At 53.8% G+C, this 17,882-nt stretch carries 17 protein-coding genes; all 17 read right to left on the reverse strand.

The window, feature by feature from the left end; all coding sequences use genetic code 11:
* Nucleotides 1-286: 286 nt before the first annotated feature.
* The 17 genes from SYMBAF_RS10985 to iscU all read right to left on the reverse strand — a co-directional run bounded on the left by SYMBAF_RS10985 (nt 287) and on the right by iscU (nt 17,858).
* Nucleotides 287-1,455, reverse strand: a protein-coding gene (locus SYMBAF_RS10985) for an IS3 family transposase (RefSeq protein WP_152609001.1) whose coding sequence is annotated in 2 segments (ribosomal slippage) — nt 287-1,206 and nt 1,206-1,455 — 1,170 coding nt in all. Because the reading frame shifts where the segments join, the coding sequence is not laid out codon by codon here.
* A 267-nt stretch (nt 1,456-1,722) separates the two neighbouring features.
* Nucleotides 1,723-3,210: a ribosome biogenesis GTPase Der gene (gene der, locus SYMBAF_RS10990; protein WP_040266524.1), complete on the reverse strand. Its 1,488-nt coding sequence runs from the start codon at nt 3,208-3,210 to the stop codon at nt 1,723-1,725.
* A gap of 255 nt (nt 3,211-3,465) precedes the next feature.
* Nucleotides 3,466-4,647, reverse strand: coding sequence for an outer membrane protein assembly factor BamB (bamB, locus tag SYMBAF_RS10995; RefSeq protein WP_040266525.1), 1,182 nt, complete (start codon nt 4,645-4,647; stop codon nt 3,466-3,468).
* 10 nt (nt 4,648-4,657) lie between these two features.
* The gene (locus SYMBAF_RS11000) at nt 4,658-5,278 is read right to left on the reverse strand and encodes a YfgM family protein (protein ID WP_040266527.1); all 621 of its coding nucleotides are present in this window, start codon (nt 5,276-5,278) and stop codon (nt 4,658-4,660) included.
* Nucleotides 5,279-5,291: 13 nt separating this feature from the next.
* Nucleotides 5,292-6,566 carry a histidine--tRNA ligase gene (hisS, locus tag SYMBAF_RS11005; RefSeq protein WP_040266528.1) on the reverse strand — a complete coding sequence of 425 codons (1,275 nt, stop codon included), beginning with the start codon at nt 6,564-6,566 and terminating at the stop codon, nt 5,292-5,294.
* Between the two features lie 146 nt (nt 6,567-6,712).
* The gene (ispG, locus tag SYMBAF_RS11010) at nt 6,713-7,828 is read right to left on the reverse strand and encodes a flavodoxin-dependent (E)-4-hydroxy-3-methylbut-2-enyl-diphosphate synthase (RefSeq protein ID WP_040266530.1); all 1,116 of its coding nucleotides are present in this window, start codon (nt 7,826-7,828) and stop codon (nt 6,713-6,715) included.
* 52 nt (nt 7,829-7,880) lie between these two features.
* On the reverse strand, nt 7,881-8,837 hold the full coding sequence (gene rodZ, locus SYMBAF_RS11015) for a cytoskeleton protein RodZ (protein WP_040266532.1): 957 nt from the start codon (nt 8,835-8,837) through the stop codon (nt 7,881-7,883).
* Nucleotides 8,827-9,576 carry a type IV pilus biogenesis/stability protein PilW gene (pilW, locus tag SYMBAF_RS11020; RefSeq protein WP_040266685.1) on the reverse strand — a complete coding sequence of 250 codons (750 nt, stop codon included), beginning with the start codon at nt 9,574-9,576 and terminating at the stop codon, nt 8,827-8,829. The genes rodZ and pilW overlap by 11 nt, the downstream gene beginning before the upstream one ends.
* A 76-nt stretch (nt 9,577-9,652) precedes the next feature.
* A complete protein-coding gene (gene rlmN, locus SYMBAF_RS11025; RefSeq protein WP_040266534.1) occupies nt 9,653-10,852 on the reverse strand; it encodes a dual-specificity RNA methyltransferase RlmN in 1,200 nt (399 codons plus the stop codon).
* 409 nt (nt 10,853-11,261) lie between these two features.
* On the reverse strand, nt 11,262-11,687 hold the full coding sequence (ndk, locus tag SYMBAF_RS11030; protein WP_040266535.1) for a nucleoside-diphosphate kinase: 426 nt from the start codon (nt 11,685-11,687) through the stop codon (nt 11,262-11,264).
* Nucleotides 11,688-11,838: 151 nt separating this feature from the next.
* The gene (gene sseB / locus SYMBAF_RS11035) at nt 11,839-12,669 is read right to left on the reverse strand and encodes an enhanced serine sensitivity protein SseB (RefSeq protein ID WP_040266537.1); all 831 of its coding nucleotides are present in this window, start codon (nt 12,667-12,669) and stop codon (nt 11,839-11,841) included.
* A 62-nt stretch (nt 12,670-12,731) separates the two neighbouring features.
* Nucleotides 12,732-14,042, reverse strand: coding sequence for an aminopeptidase PepB (gene pepB / locus SYMBAF_RS11040; protein ID WP_040266538.1), 1,311 nt, complete (start codon nt 14,040-14,042; stop codon nt 12,732-12,734).
* 243 nt (nt 14,043-14,285) lie between these two features.
* Entirely contained in the window at nt 14,286-14,621 is a 336-nt protein-coding gene (gene fdx, locus SYMBAF_RS11045; protein ID WP_040266539.1) for an ISC system 2Fe-2S type ferredoxin, read from the reverse strand.
* 2 nt (nt 14,622-14,623) lie between these two features.
* The gene (hscA, locus tag SYMBAF_RS11050) at nt 14,624-16,474 is read right to left on the reverse strand and encodes a Fe-S protein assembly chaperone HscA (RefSeq protein ID WP_040266542.1); all 1,851 of its coding nucleotides are present in this window, start codon (nt 16,472-16,474) and stop codon (nt 14,624-14,626) included.
* A 26-nt stretch (nt 16,475-16,500) separates the two neighbouring features.
* Nucleotides 16,501-17,022: a co-chaperone HscB gene (hscB, locus tag SYMBAF_RS11055; protein WP_040266544.1), complete on the reverse strand. Its 522-nt coding sequence runs from the start codon at nt 17,020-17,022 to the stop codon at nt 16,501-16,503.
* Between the two features lie 64 nt (nt 17,023-17,086).
* Complete coding sequence (gene iscA, locus SYMBAF_RS11060; protein ID WP_040266686.1) at nt 17,087-17,410, reverse strand: iron-sulfur cluster assembly protein IscA; 324 nt, start codon at nt 17,408-17,410, stop codon at nt 17,087-17,089.
* A gap of 61 nt (nt 17,411-17,471) precedes the next feature.
* Nucleotides 17,472-17,858 carry a Fe-S cluster assembly scaffold IscU gene (gene iscU / locus SYMBAF_RS11065; RefSeq protein ID WP_006708463.1) on the reverse strand — a complete coding sequence of 129 codons (387 nt, stop codon included), beginning with the start codon at nt 17,856-17,858 and terminating at the stop codon, nt 17,472-17,474.
* Nucleotides 17,859-17,882: the final 24 nt, after the last annotated feature.

The following is a 17,882-nucleotide window of genomic DNA, read 5'->3' on the forward strand; positions in this document are numbered from 1 at the left end:
TTGATTTAAAAGGATTTTTTAATTTAACAATTGTTTTGAGTACACCCCGGTGTACACGAAAAATGAAAGTACTAACCAATCCCGTACAATTATTAATCAATGAAAATTATTTCATCCTAAGAATATCAGTGATGAAAATCACTATCCGTTATCAAGCTGGTGGGGGAGTGGCCTCTCACCCAATTAACAATATGCTATTAGTGAGGTTAGCGGCGCGGCACTGGCTTGAGGAAGGGCTGAACGTCGCGTTTTGTCGCAATGGCGGAAGCTCTCTGAACTGTAGTGGTCAACTAAAACTGGCCACCGCGTTAGAGTTTTTCCAGTATCGGTTTTCCGATTCGTTTGGTGGTAACCCACCGTTATATTCATGCGGCCTGAGCGCGCTGTAATACCCAACGATATAGTCCGTTATTGCGTGGGCTGCATCGCTGAAGTTTATGTAACCCGTCACCGGTACCCATTCGTTCTTCAGACTCCTGAAGAAGCGCTCCATTGGGCTATTATCCCAGCAGTTTCCACGCCGACTCATACTCTGTCTGATCCGATACCTCCACAGTGACTGCCGGAACTGTCTGCTTGTGTAATGGCTGCCCTGATCGCTGTGGAACATCACTCCGGCTGGTTTTCCCCGGGCCTCCCACGCCATCTCCAGCGCTTTGATGGTCAGCCTGCTGTCCGGTGAGAACGACATTGCCCAGCCCACCGGTTTTCTCGCGAACAGGTCGAGAACAACGGCGAGGTAGGCCCAGCGCCTGCCTGTCCAGATATAGGTCACATCGCCACACCACACCTGATTAGGCTCTGTCACTGCGAACTGCCGCTCAAGGTGATTCGGGATAGCGATGTGTTCAAGGCCACCGCATTTATACCGATGAGTGGGCTGTTGACAACTGACCAGCCCCAGCTCTTTCATGAGCCTGCCGGCGAGCCATCGTCCCATCCTGAAGCCCTTCATGGTTGCCATAGTTGCGATACTCCTTGCGCCAGCAGAGCCATGGCTGACGCTATGCAGTTCCAGTACCTGGCTGCGTAATACAGCTCGTCTGCCATCTGGTTTTTCAGGACGGTTTTTCCAGTATTTGTAGCTGCTGCGATGAACCCCGAACACGTGGCAGAGTGTGACCACCGGATAATGCGCTCTGAGTTTCCCGATTATCGAGAACTGTTCAGGGAGTCTGACATCAAGAGCGCGGTAGCCTTTTTTAATATTTCGTTTTCCATTTCAATACGTTGTATTTTTTTCCTCAGCTCACGTATTTCAATTTGTTCAGGAGTAATGGGAGAGGCTTTAGGTATTTTTCCCTGCCGCTCATCACGCAACTGCTTCACCCATCGCGTCATTGTGGAAAGGCCGACATCCATAGCACTGGCTGCATCTGCCACGGTGTAGTTCTGGTCAACGACCAGTTGAGCGGATTCGCGTTTGAACTCTGCACTGAAATTTCTTTTTTTCATTGAAGCACCTGTAATGTCCTGAGGTGAGCATATCACCTCTGTTCAGGTGGCCAAATTCAGTGTGCCACTACATACCCAATGCGGGCTTGATCATGAATGAGTACTCATCTTTGTACCCAAAAACAAAGCAAAACCTACTGAGTACACACATGGGTACAACTGAATGATGAGCTGTAATGCGTCGTTGTAATAGTCCTTGATAACAAAAAAGCCCGACACAATGCGGGCTTCTGGACTTTTCGAAAGCTGATGATTCTTAGTAAATCATCATTTGTTTTTCTTCAGGTGACTCATCAGGCGCTTGCGCTTGCGTAGTTGGTTTGGCGTCAGTAGATTGCGTTTACCAGCGAACGGGTTGTCGCCCTCTTTGAATTGGATGCGGATCGGCGTTCCCATCACTTTCAGCGAGCGGCGGAAATAGTTCATCAGATAACGTTTGTACGAATCGGACAAATCACTCACCTGATTGCCGTGGATCACCACAATCGGTGGGTTATACCCACCGGCGTGAGCGTATTTCAGCTTCACACGGCGGCCACGCACCAGCGGCGGCTGGTGATCGTCAACGGCCATGTGCATGATCTTAGTCAGCATTGAGGTGTTCACACGGTGGGTCGCACAAGCATATGCTTCCAGCACCGATTCGAATAGGTTGCCGACACCGCTGCCATGCAGCGCGGAGATAAAGTGCACACGGGCGAAATCGACAAAGCCCAGACGCAGATCGAGCATTTCCTTCACATGTGTGCGCTCTTCCTCGCTCATGCCATCCCACTTGTTGACCACAATCACCAGTGAGCGGCCACTATTGAGGATAAAGCCAAGCAACGACAGATCCTGATCAGAAATCCCTTCGCGTGCGTCGATTACCAGCAGCACCACGTTGGCGTCTTCAATCGCCTGTAATGTTTTGATTACCGAGAACTTCTCTACCGTTTCCGTCACTTTCCCGCGTTTGCGCACCCCGGCGGTGTCGATGAGCACATATTCGCGTTCATCACGTACCATCGGGATATAAATACTGTCGCGGGTGGTACCTGGCATGTCGTACACCACCACGCGTTCCTCGCCAAGGATACGGTTAGTCAGCGTAGATTTACCTACGTTGGGGCGCCCGACAATCGCCAGCTTGATCGCCAAATCCTGCGGGTTGAAGTCATCTTCCGGTTCATCCTCTTCCCCTTCGAGGTTCTCAGCATTCTGTTCGACCCAATAAGCGGCGTTGGCCTCTTCTTCGGTCAGTTCGACTTCTTCCTCTTTTTCAGGAAGGAACGGCATCAGTACGTGCTCGATCAGTTGTCTGACACCACGGCCGTGTGAGGCGGCAATGGCATACACCTCACCCAAGCCCAGCGAGTAGAAATCAGCGGTGACCACGTCTGGATCTAGGCCATCAGTCTTGTTGACCACCAAAAAGGTCGCCTTCTGGCGGTTGCGCAGATGCTGGGCGATACCCTGATCGGCTGGCATCAGGCCAGCGCGGGCATCAACCATAAACAGCACAATATCGGCTTCTTCAATCGCCAACAGCGACTGACCCGCCATGCGCGTTTCGACGCCATCTTCGTGGCCATCAATACCGCCAGTATCGACAATGATAAATTCATTGCCCTCAACTTCAGCACGCCCATACTTGCGGTCTCGCGTTAGCCCTGGGAAATCTGCCACCAGCGCATCGCGCGTCTGTGTCAAACGGTTAAACAAGGTAGATTTACCCACATTCGGGCGCCCAACCAGCGCGACGACAGGTATCATTGTTGAAGCCTCATTATTACTTTATAATCAATGTTTTACCACACTTCGGACAGATTCCGACACTGTAGCTTATAAAATACGAAACGGCTCCTGAACCCTCAGGAGCCGTTTTCCCCTTCATCTTTCGCGCCGCAGCAACGTTGACTGCGCGCCCTGACCTCAGTCACTGAGTTCAGGCTTTTGGGGAACCGTGCGCTTATCGCCTGGCTGCACCCCGAAATCTTTTGGGTACTGAAAAGGTTACGGCCATCAGCGCTAGCGGGTGAAAGCGTGAACTTTTCCGCCTCGTGCCTGAATGACCAGTTTATCGCCCGCCACCAACGGCGCAGACAGGAAGCCAGAGCTATCCACTGACTGTTGGGCGACAAAACGACCATCGGTGGTGTTGATCCAGTGCAGATAGCCTTTGGCATCACCAGTCACCAGATAACCATTAAACATCACCGGTGGTGTCAATTTGCGGTGCAGCAGATCGCCCTGTGTCCACACCGTCACGCCGCCTTCAGTGCTCAGCGCTACCAAGCGATCATTCTGATCGACCAGGTAAATACGGCCTGCATCGACGATGAAGTCGTTCACTGAACCCAACTCACGTTTCCACATGATCTGGCCGGAACGTAGATCCAGCGCCGTCAGGTTGCCATTGTAGCCCAATGCATAAACGATGCCTTCAACGATCACCGGCGTAGTGTCTACATCATTTAGGCGATCGATTTCAGTCGCACCACTCGGCTGGGAAATACGCTGCTGCCAAATCAGTTGGCCTTGCTGCATCAATACGGCGCTGACGCGGCCATTATCACCGCCGACGATAGCTGCGCCGAAAGCCACAGCCGGTGCGGATTCACCGCGCAACGACAGTGATGGCATGTCCAGGTTAACCGTCCACTTCACTGCGCCATCAGATTCGTTCAGCGCCTGCAACTGACCATTAGAGGTGTGGATCAGCACCATGCCATCGCTGATCACCGGGCGGGACATCGCTTCGCCAGCAACCCTGGCCTGCCAGGCTACGCTGCCATCAGCAGTATTCAATGCGTAAACTACCGCTTTCTCACTGCCAATATAGATCCTGTCGCCTGATACCGCTAAGCCGCCTGACAGCAGCGCGGACAAGCGGCTGGAGAAGAAGCCGGTGTGCTCGGAGAGATCCACCTTCCACTTTTCGTTGCCGCTGGTGGCGTCGAGCGCTTTCACTATGCCGTGACGATCAGCAGCGAAAAGGGTGCTGTTCTGGAAGGCCGGACGCAGGTGGGAATAAAACTCGCCAATGCCATCACCAACCGAGGTGCTCCACATCTTGTTCGGCGTAAATTGATTTTCAACTTTCGGCAATGGCGACATAGTCACCACGTCTTCTTCACTGTTAAACAGCGAACAACCACTCAGCAAGGCAGCAGAAACTAGCCCGACCAAGAGTGTTTTACACAATTGCATGGGGTTCCCCTTAGTTGGACAAGTTATTCAATTTTAAACGCAACAACACCTCGAGCGCCTGAGAAACGTTGGACTCAAGGCCTTTACTGTAGGCTTCGCGTGCACCTTGAGCATCGCCCTTGGCCAACAACACATCGCCGCGCGTATCCTGCACCAGCGCCGCCCAGCCTGCATCTTTCACCTCATCCAGCGTTTTTAGCGCGTGATCCCACTTTTTTTCCTGTATCTGGACACGCGCCAGACGCAGGTTGATCTGCGAAAGCAGGTTATCGTCTTTGGTCTGGCTCTGCGCCTGCACCAGTTGCTGTTCCGCTTTAGCAAAATCATTCTGCTCAACAAAATGCTTGGCCAACTGCAACGCGGCTAATACGCCGTAGCTGTTGCTGTTAGCCTGGACAAATTTCTCCGCTGCGGCCACATCGTCCGGCTTACCGGCCGCCAGACGATCACTGGCTTCCTGATAAGATTGGGATGCTGCCATCAGGTCGACACTTTGATGGTTTTGCCAGTAACGCCAACCAACCAAGGCAGCAATGCCGAGTACCACTCCCACCGCCAGCGCTTTGCCGTTTTCAGCAAAGAACCGACGCAAAGCGTCAACTTGTTCGTTTTCAGTGGTATAGACTTCCACGGTGTCTTTCTCCTCAACTTAACATTTGAGCCAGACGCGCAGCAGTTTCGCTTTGCGCCAGCGTTTCTTGTTCACCACTGCGCAGGTCTTTCACCACCACCTGTTGTGCCGCCACTTCGTTCTCGCCCAAGATCAATGCGACGCACGCGCCCCATTTGTCCGCACGGGTGATCTGCTTTTTGAAGTTACCGCCACCGTAGTTGGTCATCAGTTTTAGCTGCGGCAACGCATCGCGCACTCGTTCTGCCAGTTGCATCGCTGCACTCTGCGCACCCGCGCCGGAAGAAATCAAGTACACATCGATGGTGGGTGGCGCAGTGAAATCCGGGTTAAGCGCTTGTACCAGCAGCACCAGACGTTCCAACCCCATAGCAAAGCCCACGGCTGGCACCGCACGCCCGCCCAACTGCTCGACCAGACTATCGTAACGTCCCCCTGCACACACAGTACCCTGTGCACCCAGACTGGTGGTCACCCATTCAAATACCGTACGGTTGTAGTAGTCCAGACCGCGTACCAGGCATTCATTGATGGTGTATGGGATACCCGCCTGTGCCAAAAGTTCACATAGACCGGTGAAGTGAGCGCGAGACGCTTCATCCAGATACTCGGACAGGCGCGGGGCATCGTTCAGCAATGCCTGCACCTCAGGATTTTTGGAGTCCAGCACGCGCAACGGGTTGCGGTACATGCGGCGCTTGCAGTCTTCATCCAGCACGTCGACGTGCTGTTCGAGAAAACCTACCAGCGCGTTGCGGTAGTTGGCGCGCGCCTCCAGCGAACCAATGGAGTTCAGCTCTAATTTGACGTGTTCGGCGATGCCCAGCGCTTTCCACCAGCGAGCGGTCAGTAGGATCAGTTCGGCATCAATATCCGGGCCATGCAGGCCAAACACTTCCGCCCCTAATTGATGGAACTGGCGATAGCGGCCTTTTTGCGGGCGCTCATAGCGGAACATCGGCCCGATGTACCACAGACGCTGTTCCTGATTGTAGAGCAAACCATGTTCAATACCCGCGCGAACGCAGCCAGCCGTGCCTTCCGGGCGCAGGGTCAGGCTATCACCATTGCGATCATCAAAGGTGTACATCTCTTTTTCTACAACATCAGTCACCTCGCCGATCGCACGTTTGAATAACGGGGTCTGCTCTACAATCGGCAACCGTATTTCGCTGTAGCCATAGCCGTCAAGCACCTTCTTGAGAGTGCCTTCAATGCGCTGCCATAATGCCGTGTCTTTCGGCAGGTAGTCGTTCATGCCGCGAATGGCTTGAATGTTCTTTGCCACGTGAGTTCTCTGTCGGTTGTCTGTAAAAATGAACCCGATTATAGGAACTTTGCCATCCCGTGTTCAACGTGGATGCCATTCTCTCCCCCTGGCTCATAAAAAAGCGGGAAAAAAAGCCCGCAGTATCATCGATAAAAAGCTTACTTTTACAGCAGACTGACCGAGATGCGGTTGGTTTCATCCATCATCGATGCCTTGGCGCGGATCTTCGCCTCCAATTGGTCAATTATCTGCTCGTTGTCGAAACGCTCTTTCTGACGCGTGCCGTCTTCGTAGAAGCCGCTCTTGTTATGACCACCAGTGACACCCAGGGTCGATACCAGCGCTTCGCCCGGCCCGTTGACCACGCAACCGATAATCGACACATCCATTGGCGTGATAATGTCTTCCAGACGCTGTTCTAATGCATTCACCGTACCAATCACGTCAAATTCTTGACGTGAACAGGTCGGGCAGGCGATGAAGTTGATGCCGCGTGCGCGGATGCGCAACGATTTTAGGATGTCGAAACCGACCTTCACTTCTTCCACCGGATCAGCCGCTAGCGAGATACGCAGGGTGTCACCAATACCTTCCGACAGCAACAACCCCAGGCCTATCGCTGACTTGACCGAACCGCTGCGTGCACCACCAGCTTCGGTGATGCCCAGGTGCAGCGGTTGATCAATACGCGACGCCAGCAGGCGATAGGACTGCACCGCCAAAAATACATCAGACGCTTTGACACTGACCTTGAACTGGTCAAAGTTGAGGCGATCGAGGATGTCTACATGACGCATGGCGGATTCCAGCAGCGCTTCCGACGTTGGTTCACCGTACTTTTCCTGTAGGTCTTTCTCCAGCGATCCACCATTAACGCCGATTCGGATCGGGATATTCTTGTCACGCGCGCAATCCACTACCGAGCGGATACGCGATTCGTTGCCAATATTACCAGGATTGATACGTAGGCAATCCACACCGTATTCAGCCACCTGCAACGCGAGGCGATAATCGAAATGGATATCAGCGACCAGCGGCACGTTGACCCGCTGTTTGATCAACTTGAACGCCTCGGCGGCGTCCATGGTGGGAACCGAAACACGGACGATATCGACACCGACGCGCTCCAGCGCTTTAATCTGATTAACCGTAGCGGCAACATCAGTGGTACGGGTGTTGGTCATCGACTGCACGGTAATCGGCGCGCCATCACCGATAGGCACCTTACCAACGTAAATACGTGTTGATTTTCGGCGATTGATCGGCGCTTGGTTATGCATGACTTACTCTCCATTGCTGCTCTGTCATTACGTTACGGCCACTGCTACGCAATCACTGCGCAGCAATAGTCAGGCGAGCAACACGGTTTGACTTAACGAACCGGCTTAAATCAACCGGCTTACCTTGATACTGGATCTTCACGGCGGTAGGCGCGCCGATTGTCAGTTTGTATGGCGCGGTACCGGCCAGATTCAACTTGTCGCCGTTCTTTTGCATGCCGCTGAACAAAGTTTTTCCGTTAGCATCGGTCACCTGCAACCAGCAATCAGCTGAAAAACCCATCACCAGTGCGTTCGTATCGCTAGCCGCTGCCATGCCCGCATCAACGGTAGGTAACAATGACTGAGCGGACGGTGCCCCCAGCGCAGTTTCCGGCAGCGTTGTCTGGCTGGGCAACGCCACGGTAGGCTGCTGTGGGTTAACGGCTGCTGCCTGCGGCGCAGTGCCAGTATCGTTCGGCGTAGTAGCATTATCGGTCAGCGACACACGGGTGCTGTTGTCAGCCTGGTTGTCGGTCAACGATACCCGTTTGCCTTCGTTTTGCGCTAGCTGCGCATCTGACTGATCGGCCATGGTCGCGATCTCTTCCTGCTGTGCCTGGTGGTTTTGCCACCACCAGGCACCGGTCAGGCCGAGCACCACCAACACCATCAACCAAGTGAAGCTCATCAACCAGCCATCGCGTTTTTTACGATGCTTGTCCAATGAAAAGCTCTGCATCAGTGCGACTTTCGCCATTTTTTGCGGTGCCTGCTCGGCCAAAGTCGTCAGCAGTTCATCCTCTGGAATATGCACCAGCTTGGCGTAAGAACGGATATAACCACGCACGAAAGTCGAAGCGAGATCAGCGGAAATGCTGTCTTCCTCGATATCGCGCACGGTAGACTTTTTGAGGCACAGGTGCTCTGCTACCACCTGGTGGCTCAGCCCGAGTTGTTCACGGGCTTGACGCAGGCGTTGGCCGGTCGTCATGGATTCGCTTTTATCTTGGGAGGCTTCAGTATTCATTGGCTAAGAATTGCTGGTACTGTTTGGATTGTGGAAAACTTCGCGCTAGCTGTTTGCCATAGCGTTGAACGCTATCATAACGCCCTGCTAATGCGGCGAAACGGATCTGTAACCATAAGCTGCTGGCACTGGCCGGCAACACATGTCGATAAGTATCCAATAAAAGTTGCGACTGTGCGCGCTTCCCTTCCCCCAATCGCTTTTCTGCCTCCACTAACAGTGGAGCACCTTTGTCCGGATCGACCTTCAGCGCACGGGTCAACAAGGGGCGCGCTTGGTCATTTTTTCCGGCTTTGAGAAAACAGTAACCGGCGTTTTCCAGGCTATCGGCGATCCGACCATAATCGGGTACCTGCACAGCGGCGCTAAATTGCTGTTGTGCCGCTACATACTGCCCCAAACTGCAAAGAAACGCACCGTAATTATTCAGCACAGTACCATTGCCCGGCGCAAGTTTGAGTATGTGCTGATAACGCTGTTCAGCTAGGGCATTCTCGCCAATTTGCTGCTCATAAAGCGCCATACCCAACTGGGTACGGTAATCTTGTGGCGCTGCGGCCAGCGCCTTCTCCAGATCCTGCCGCGCGGCGTTCATATCCCCCTGTTGCAGATACTCCAAACCCAACTGCAACCGCGTCTGGCTCGCGTCAGAAGATAGTGCGTCCTTTTCCGGCAGTGAACCGGAACAGCCAGCCAGTAAACCGGCTACCAGCACGCCTCTCAGCATTCTCAGCTTCATGCCCACATTTATTTCCTTATCGATGCCATCGGTGCGCCTAACAGACGGTTAGAAGGCAAAAACAGTGCTATAGGATTCAGACCGCCCGTACATTGATAGCTTCCCCGGCCCTTTTCTTTTTCAGGGTTCGTTTGGTACGGTCGATCACCTCACCCGCCAGTTGCCCACAAGCGGCATCAATATCGTCGCCACGGGTTCTACGAACAATAGTCGTAAAACCGTATTCCATCAATACTTTGGCAAAACGATCTACCCGGCTGTTGGAACTGCGGCCATAAGGCGCCGCCGGGAACGGATTCCATGGGATCAGGTTGATCTTGCACGGTGTATTCTTAAGTACGTCTGCCAACTGATGCGCATCGTCGGTGCTGTCATTGATATGATCCAGCATCACGTATTCAACGGTAACCCGGCCCTGGTTGGCGTTAGATTTTGCCAGATAGCGGCGCACTGCGGCCAAGAAACTCTCAATATTGTACTTGCGGTTGATCGGCACGATCTCATTGCGGATTTTGTCGTTAGGCGCGTGCAGCGATATCGCCAGTGCCACATCGATCATATCGCCCAGCTTGTCCAACGCCGGCACTACACCGGAGGTTGATAGGGTGACACGGCGTTTGGATAGGCCAAAGCCGAAGTCGTCGAGCATGATTTCCATTGCTGGCACCACGTTGTTCAGGTTAAGCAGCGGCTCCCCCATCCCCATCATCACCACGTTGGTGATAGGGCGCTCACCCGCGACTTTCAGCGCGCCGATAATTTTCGCCGCACGCCACACTTGACCAATGATTTCCGATACGCGCAGGTTGCGGTTAAAGCCCTGTTGAGCCGTTGAACAGAATTTGCACTCCAGAGCGCAACCCACCTGGGATGAGACGCACAGGGTGGCGCGATCGCCATCCGGGATATAGACGGTTTCAACCTGCTGGTCGCCCACTTTGATCGCCCACTTGATCGTGCCATCAGCTGAGCATTGTTCTTCGGCCACTTCCGGTGCGCGGATCTCAGCAACGCGTTGTAATTTATTACGCAAGACCTTATTGATGTCGGTCATTTGCTCAAAATCATCGCAGCAATAGTGGTACATCCACTTCATCACTTGATCAGCACGGAAGGGTTTCTCGCCCATTTGGCTGAAGAACTCGCGCATTTGCTGGCGATTCAAATCCAGCAGGTTAATTTTGGCCACAGCCGATTGTTCCGCGTTAACGGATTGAGTCGTCGTCAGCGAATGATTTTCAGACAGGGTGCGCTCAGACGTGATGGATCCTAACATAATGCTCTCTGGCCTCGTTGTTACACGTTATGGCGCTAAAGAATGGAAAGTAAGTTATGCATTCAGCCCAAGAAATGTCAGGCGATAGCACTGTTGCCAATGGATGTTGAGCTGCGGCTCGAAAGACGCAGCGGAAAATAACGCGCCCCTGATAAGATGACTTATCAGGGGCGCGTTATTGTACAAATTTTAATAGCGGGTTTCCATGTCTGAAAGGCTTTAAAGGCATTTTTATGGTTTCAGCCGGTAAATATGCTTATTGGTACCATGCAAACCTCAACACAGAATACCCCATGGATTTCAAGTTGCAGCTAGTCGACCAACTCGTTCATCCCAGGAGCTTACTCAGGTAAGTGACCGGGGTGAACGAGTGCAGCCAACAACGCTGCGGCTTGAAAGACGACGGGGATTAGCGTGGGCAAATTTCACTTTCAGTGAAAAAATAAGCAATTTCACGCTGTGCAGATTCTATGGCATCGGAACCGTGAACGGCATTAGCAGTGAAGCTGTCCGCGTAGTCAGCGCGCAGGGTGCCAGCCTGTGCGTTATCCGGGTTGGTTGCCCCCATGATGTCACGGTTACGCTGTACGGCGTTTTCCGCTTCCAGAACCTGTACCATGATCGGGCCGGACGTCATGAACTCAACCAAACCGTCGAAGAATGGGCGACCTTTGTGCTCAGCGTAGAAGCCTTCCGCCTGTTCGCGAGTCAGACGCAGCATTTTGGATGCAATAATTTTGAAACCAGCACGCTCGAAACGGGCATAAATTGCACCGATATCGTTGTTGGCTACAGCATTGGGTTTAATGATGGAAAAGGTACGTTCTAGGGTCATGATGGCCTCTGCATTTCAAAACTAGCCGGTCTGCAATCAATAAAACCAGCCTTCTCAAGTGGTGCAAATTATATGTGCGCTGTTAACGCTTGCCTACAGAAAAATCAATATTTTAAAAGAATAGGCTCTCATTCCACTATTGCGGCAAGGCTCACTCTGTTTTAGTGGTCGAGGGAATGAGATCACGCAGCCAACTCCCCCAACGGCGCTGATAAAACGGCCAGGTATGGGTGATCAGGTAGTGACTGACTCCGCGTTCTTTTTCCGACACCAAGCAAAAATCCACAGGCTCTTCGTTAGCGACCATTTCGCTCGCCAGGTTGCCAGCCTCGTTGATCAAGGCGTCGATCTCCGCCGGATCACCGTCCACCTCCAATCCCACCAACAGATTAGGCTGCTCATCCACCGCCTGATCATGCATCAGCGTCAGGAAGGCACGGCGCACCAGTTTGCGTTGACTAAACAATGTGGTTAGCGCCTCCACCATCGCCGTGGGATAGTCCTTCGGCTGGCCCAACAGGATTTGGCTGTCTTTATCAACATAGCGCTCTACCGACTCGGTAACCCCATCGGTGGCCAACAGCGTTGCTACCTCCTCGGGATAAAATTCCTTGCCGTATTCTGCCTTCGGGTTGAGGAACAAATCCGCACCCTGGGTAATTTCAAACAATACCCGCGCTGGCAGCGCGATGAATGGTTGTTCACCCTCAACAGCTTTTCGCAGCGCGGCCAACGAGGAGAAAAACGGAATGATGTTGCCGCCGCCTTGTTTTTCCCAATGTTGAATATTGACTGGGGTGTCGGCATTCAGGGTAATGTCACCGTCCTGCCGCATCTGCTCGTTGTCGCCGAGGATCAGCACCGTGGCATCAAGCAGTGCACGGAAGAACGCCGGGCGCTCGGCTGGCTCTGTCACTGCCCGCTTAAGCAGGTGTTCAAGTTCATTCTCGCTGGGGGCGGCATCCTGATGATGGAAACTCATGGCAAACTCCAGAGATCAAATAGCATCGCCCAGCATGCTGGGCGATGACGATAGAGCACAGGCTAGCAGGCGTTCAATGGTTTGGCTCTACTGAGCAGCAGATTCGCCAGGGTACGCACACCTAGGCCAGTGGCACCCGCAGACCACTGTTCCACCGCACCCTTGCGGTAGGTGGCGGAGCAATCGATGTGCAGCCAGCCTTGCTGATAATGTTTGACAAAGTGCGATAGGAATGCCGCTGCGGTGCTGGCCCCGGCAGTGTGGGCGGAACCGGCCACATTGTTTAGTTCGGCGAAATTGGACGGTAGCTGGCTGCGATGGAACTCGGCCAGCGGCAAGCGCCAGAAGGGTTCTTGTTCAGCGGCGGCGCTGGTCAGCAGTTCCTGCGCCAACGCATCATCAAAGCTGAACAGGGCGTGATAATCATTGCCCAGGGCGGTTTTTGCCGCGCCAGTCAGGGTGGCACAATCGATGATCAACTGCGGGCTCTGCTCGCAGGCGTCAATCAGGCCATCGGCCAATACTAACCGCCCTTCCGCGTCGGTGTTCATCACCTCAACGGTTTTGCCGTTGCGGTAGCAAATAATGTCACCCAGTTTGAAGGCGTTGCCGCTGACCATGTTGTCCGCACAGCACAGATACAGTTTTACGCGTTGCTTGAGGCCGCGTGCCGCCGCCAGCGCCAAAGCCCCAGTGATGGTGGCGGCACCGCCCATATCGGCTTTCATGGAATCCATATAGGCACTCTGTTTCAGGCTGTAGCCGCCGCTGTCAAAGGTGATACCTTTGCCTACCAGACAGGCGAACACCGGCGAATCCGGGTTAGCAGTGGGGTTGAAATCCAGCACCAACAATACCGGCGGACGCTTGGAACCACGGCCAACGGTATAGAGACCCGCGTAGTTCTGCTCACGCAGATCCTCGCCTTTGGTGATACGATAGCTAATGGCATCGCCGCCGACATCGTACATCAAATCAACAGCGCGGATAGCCAGTTGCTCTGGGCTTAGTGCGTCAGCCGGTATGTTGATAGTGTCGCGTACCCAGTCAACGATCTTCAGGCGCTTCTCCAACTCTTGGTGTTCGGCCTCCGGCAGTTCTGCCCATTCGATGCTGCGCTGGCCTTTTGGCCCACGATAGCCCTGCCAAAACGCCCAACTGCTTTCCAGATCCCAGCCTTCACCCGCCAGCTTCACTTTTCTGATGCCCTGGGCGTCAATTTTGCGCCCAGCACGCTGGATGTCACCCTGCTTATCGTTGCCGGTCAGATGGAGGGTGATCCCTTCCACGTTGGTGCTCAGCAAGGCTTTTTCGCCCCAGCGCGCGTCAGCAGGTTGCGGTGACAGCGTGACCTGCATGAATTCTGTTGTCATAACCTTCTCACTCCGAATTTATCCCCTTAATTTTTCACTCTTCAAAGCGAAACTCACGAGGGATTTTTATTGCATAGCCTATGGATTTCAAGTTGCAGCTAGGCGGCAACGGCCTGAGTCCCCAACTGCTTACACCAGTAAGTGACTGGGGTGACAAATCTGCTGGCAGCAGGGGTGAGGCCCAAGGATCGGCCAAATAACTGCACGCGGCCAACAGCGCTGTGGCTTGAAAGGCGATGGGTATCAATGCTCACGCGCGTGATTAACGGTGTAACGGGGTATTTCAATCACCAGATCTTCGTCGGCGACCCGCGTCTGACAGCTCAAGCGGCTTTCCGGCTCCAAGCCCCAAGCCTTATCCAGCATGTCGTCTTCCAGTTCGCCGCTTTCTTCCAGAGAATCGAAACCTTCACGCACGATGCAATGACAGGTAGTGCAAGCGCAGGATTTCTCGCAGGCGTGCTCAATTTCAATACCGCTGCGCAACGCAACGTTGAGGATGGATTCCCCGGGTTTAGCTTCCACGACTACCCCCTCAGGGCATAAATCTTGCTGGGGCAAAAAAACAATTTTAGGCATAGTTAAACCTCATCCACAGAATGACCAGCCAACGCGCGGCGAGTGGCGGCATCCATGCGGCGCGCGGCAAAATCTTGCGTTTGTGCATCTAATGCTTTAATGGCCGTTTCGATAGCTACGGGGTCGTCGCCTGATACTGCCTGTTGCAGCGCTTGCGATGCGGCAATGATCGCCTGGCTTTCCATTTCGCTCAGCAGCGCAGCATCCTTGTCTAACGCACCCTGTAGGCTTTCCAGCACCCGCAAAGCCTCCACCCGCTGTTCCGCCAGCTTGCGTGTGCCAACATCGTTCTGGGCATGGGCCATCGACTCTTTGAGCATCGTGGCAATTTCGCTGTCGGACAAACCATACGAAGGTTTTACCTGAATTGCGGCTTCAACACCGGTGGATTTTTCCATCGCAGTGACGCTCAGCAGACCGTCGGCATCCACCTGGAAGGTGACGCGGATATGCGCGCCACCGGCCGGTAACGGCGGCAACCCTCGTAGCGTGAAACGCGCCAGCGAACGGCAATCTTGTATCAGTTCGCGCTCACCTTGCAGTACGTGGATCATCATCGCATTCTGACCGTCTTTGAAGGTGGTGAACTCCTGCGCGCGCGCCACCGGAATGGTGGTGTTGCGCGGGATCACTTTCTCAACCAAACCGCCCATGGTTTCCAGCCCCAGTGACAACGGGATCACATCCAGCAACAGCATGTCGCTGTCCGGCTTATTGCCCACCAAAATATCGGCTTGGATCGCCGCGCCAATGGCAACAACTTTATCCGGGTCGATAGCGATCAGCGGGGAGCGGCCAAAGAATGTCCCCACCTGTTCACGCACGAATGGCACACGTGTGGAGCCGCCGACCATCACTACTTCCCGTACCTCTTCAGCACCAAGGCCAGCGTCTTTCAGCGCACGGCGGCAGGCCAGCAGAGTGCGTTTCACCAACGACGCGATCAGCGTTTCAAACTGGGTACGCGTCACTTCACCGCGCCAACCAGCAACCTCGACATGGACGCTATCGGCATCACTCAGCGCGATTTTGGCGGCGATAGCGGCGTCCAGCAGTTGACGCTGCACACCGTGATCACTGCGGTCAACCACGCCAGCCTGATCGCGTAACCAGTCAGCCAGCAGGTGGTCGAAGTCGTCGCCGCCCAACGCAACATCGCCGCCGGTGGCCAAGACTTCAAACACCCCTCGGCTAAGACGTAATAGGGAAATGTCAAAGGTGCCACCGCCCAGATCATAGACCGCGATCACCCCTTCTTGGCCGGAGTCCAGCCCGTAGGCGATCGCCGCAGCGGTCGGTTCGTTTAACAGACGCAATAGATGCAGGCCAGCCAGACGCGCGGCGTCTTTGGTGCCTTGGCGCTGTGCATCGTCAAAATAGGCAGGAACGGTGATCACCACGCCGTCAAGGTTCCCTTGCAACGCCGCCTGTGCGCGGGCAGAAAGCACCTTGAGAATATCGGCTGAAACCCTCACCGGGTTAACCAACCCAGCAGCGGTAACGATCATCGGCAGGCCGTTGTCACTGGCCTTAAACTGGTATGGCAGGTTAGGATAACGTTGCTGCACATCCATCAGGGAACGGCCCATCAAACGTTTGATCGAGCTAATGGTGTTGGCTGGCTGCTGTGCCGCCTGTTGGCGCGCTTGCCAACCCACAAGCTGCGCCTGCGCCTGGTAGTGCACCACTGAAGGCAGCAAATGGCGGCCCTGTTCGTCGGCCAGCGTTTCCGCCTGCCCACTGCGCACCGTGGCAACCAGCGAGTTGGTGGTGCCTAAATCGATACCCGCCGCCAAACGGCGCTGATGCGGCGCGGCACTGAGGCCAGGCTCACTAATTTGTAATAAGGCCATGTTGAAGCTTCCACAATCAGAAGGTGTTACTCAAAACCCAGCAGCTTTTCTGTGAGTTGTTCAACCTGTTGCTGGAGTTTGTCCGAAAAGCGCAGCTTACGCACGGTATCGGCAGCTTCCGACCATCGCTCGCCATTCAACTGTTGCACCATCAGCGCACTGCGCTGTTTGATCGTGTCGTTCAACCGCATGTCAAATTCGGCCAGCAAGCTCTCCGCATCTGCTTTGCGCTCAATGGCATCAAGCTCCTCACGTAACTCTAACTGTTCAATCAGAAAAGCGGTGTCGCGCAGGGTGTGCTGTTCATTAGCCAGGTCAAAGCCGTACAAAGATAACATATACTCTGCGCGTTTTAATGGGTGCTTTAGCGTCTGGTAGGCTTGATTGATGGTCGTCGCCTGCTGCAACGCTATCAGGCGTTCGCGTTCCGGCTGGCAAGCAAAACGATCGGGATGGAATTGGCGCTGTAGATCCTGAAAACGGGATGTGAGTAGGCTAGCGTCCACAGGATAGCGAACTGGCAACCCGAATAGAGTAAAGTAATCCATAGCGTGCTCTGAGCGTTAGCGGATAAAGTCCCCCCGCACACGGCGGGAGGGAGGCGATAGGCGGTCAGACGTTAAAACTCTCGCCACAGCCACACTCGCTTGAGACGTTCGGGTTGTTGAATTTGAAGCCTTCATTCAAACCTTCCTTAACGAAATCAAGCTCAGTGCCATCAAGATAGACCAGGCTTTTGCCGTCAATGAACACTTTGACGCCTTTGTCTTCAAAGACGATGTCATCATCGTTTATTTCGTCAACAAATTCCAGCACGTACGCCATGCCAGAGCAGCCGGAAGTTCTTACCGCCAAACGCAGACCGAGACCTTTACCTCGTTTATCGATAAAAGCCTGAACACGTTGTGCAGCGCTGTCGCTCATGGTAATTGACATCACAACCTCACAGGTCACATCAAAGCCCCACCTGACAGCCGGGCTAACTGACTCAAAAAAACTACTTGGTGCTATGTTTGCTTTTGTAGTCGGCGATCGCTGCTTTAATGGCGTCTTCTGCCAAAATTGAACAGTGAATTTTAACCGGCGGCAATGCCAGTTCTTCGGCGATCTGGGTGTTTTTGATCGCTTCAGCCTGATCGAGAGATTTGCCTTTCATCCATTCGGTCACCAGCGAACTGGAGGCGATGGCGGAACCACAGCCGTAAGTCTTGAAGCGAGCGTCTTCAATGATACCTTCATTGTTGACTTTGATCTGCAACTTCATCACGTCACCACAGGCCGGTGCACCTACCATGCCGCTGCCAACGGTGGGATCTTGGTTGTCGAAGGAACCCACGTTGCGCGGATTTTCATAATGATCGATTACTTTTTCGCTGTATGCCATGATTTTGCTCCTGGATCCTGAGAA

Source organism: Serratia symbiotica, assembly GCF_000821185.2.
GTDB classification, from domain to species: domain Bacteria; phylum Pseudomonadota; class Gammaproteobacteria; order Enterobacterales; family Enterobacteriaceae; genus Serratia; species Serratia symbiotica.

Bases quoted from the DNA above. Each gene is read 5' to 3' on its own strand.
- der (WP_040266524.1), bottom strand. From the start codon at position 3,210: ATGATACCTGTCGTCGCGCTGGTTGGGCGCCCGAATGTGGGTAAATCT.
- bamB (WP_040266525.1), bottom strand. From the start codon at position 4,647: ATGCAATTGTGTAAAACACTCTTGGTCGGGCTAGTTTCTGCTGCCTTG.
- ispG (WP_040266530.1), bottom strand. From the start codon at position 7,828: ATGCATAACCAAGCGCCGATCAATCGCCGAAAATCAACACGTATTTAC.
- rodZ (WP_040266532.1), bottom strand. From the start codon at position 8,837: ATGAATACTGAAGCCTCCCAAGATAAAAGCGAATCCATGACGACCGGC.
- pilW (WP_040266685.1), bottom strand. From the start codon at position 9,576: ATGAAGCTGAGAATGCTGAGAGGCGTGCTGGTAGCCGGTTTACTGGCT.
- rlmN (WP_040266534.1), bottom strand. From the start codon at position 10,852: ATGTTAGGATCCATCACGTCTGAGCGCACCCTGTCTGAAAATCATTCG.
- ndk (WP_040266535.1), bottom strand. From the start codon at position 11,687: ATGACCCTAGAACGTACCTTTTCCATCATTAAACCCAATGCTGTAGCC.
- sseB (WP_040266537.1), bottom strand. From the start codon at position 12,669: ATGAGTTTCCATCATCAGGATGCCGCCCCCAGCGAGAATGAACTTGAA.
- pepB (WP_040266538.1), bottom strand. From the start codon at position 14,042: ATGACAACAGAATTCATGCAGGTCACGCTGTCACCGCAACCTGCTGAC.
- fdx (WP_040266539.1), bottom strand. From the start codon at position 14,621: ATGCCTAAAATTGTTTTTTTGCCCCAGCAAGATTTATGCCCTGAGGGG.
- hscA (WP_040266542.1), bottom strand. From the start codon at position 16,474: ATGGCCTTATTACAAATTAGTGAGCCTGGCCTCAGTGCCGCGCCGCAT.
- hscB (WP_040266544.1), bottom strand. From the start codon at position 17,022: ATGGATTACTTTACTCTATTCGGGTTGCCAGTTCGCTATCCTGTGGAC.
- iscA (WP_040266686.1), bottom strand. From the start codon at position 17,410: ATGTCAATTACCATGAGCGACAGCGCTGCACAACGTGTTCAGGCTTTT.
- iscU (WP_006708463.1), bottom strand. From the start codon at position 17,858: ATGGCATACAGCGAAAAAGTAATCGATCATTATGAAAATCCGCGCAAC.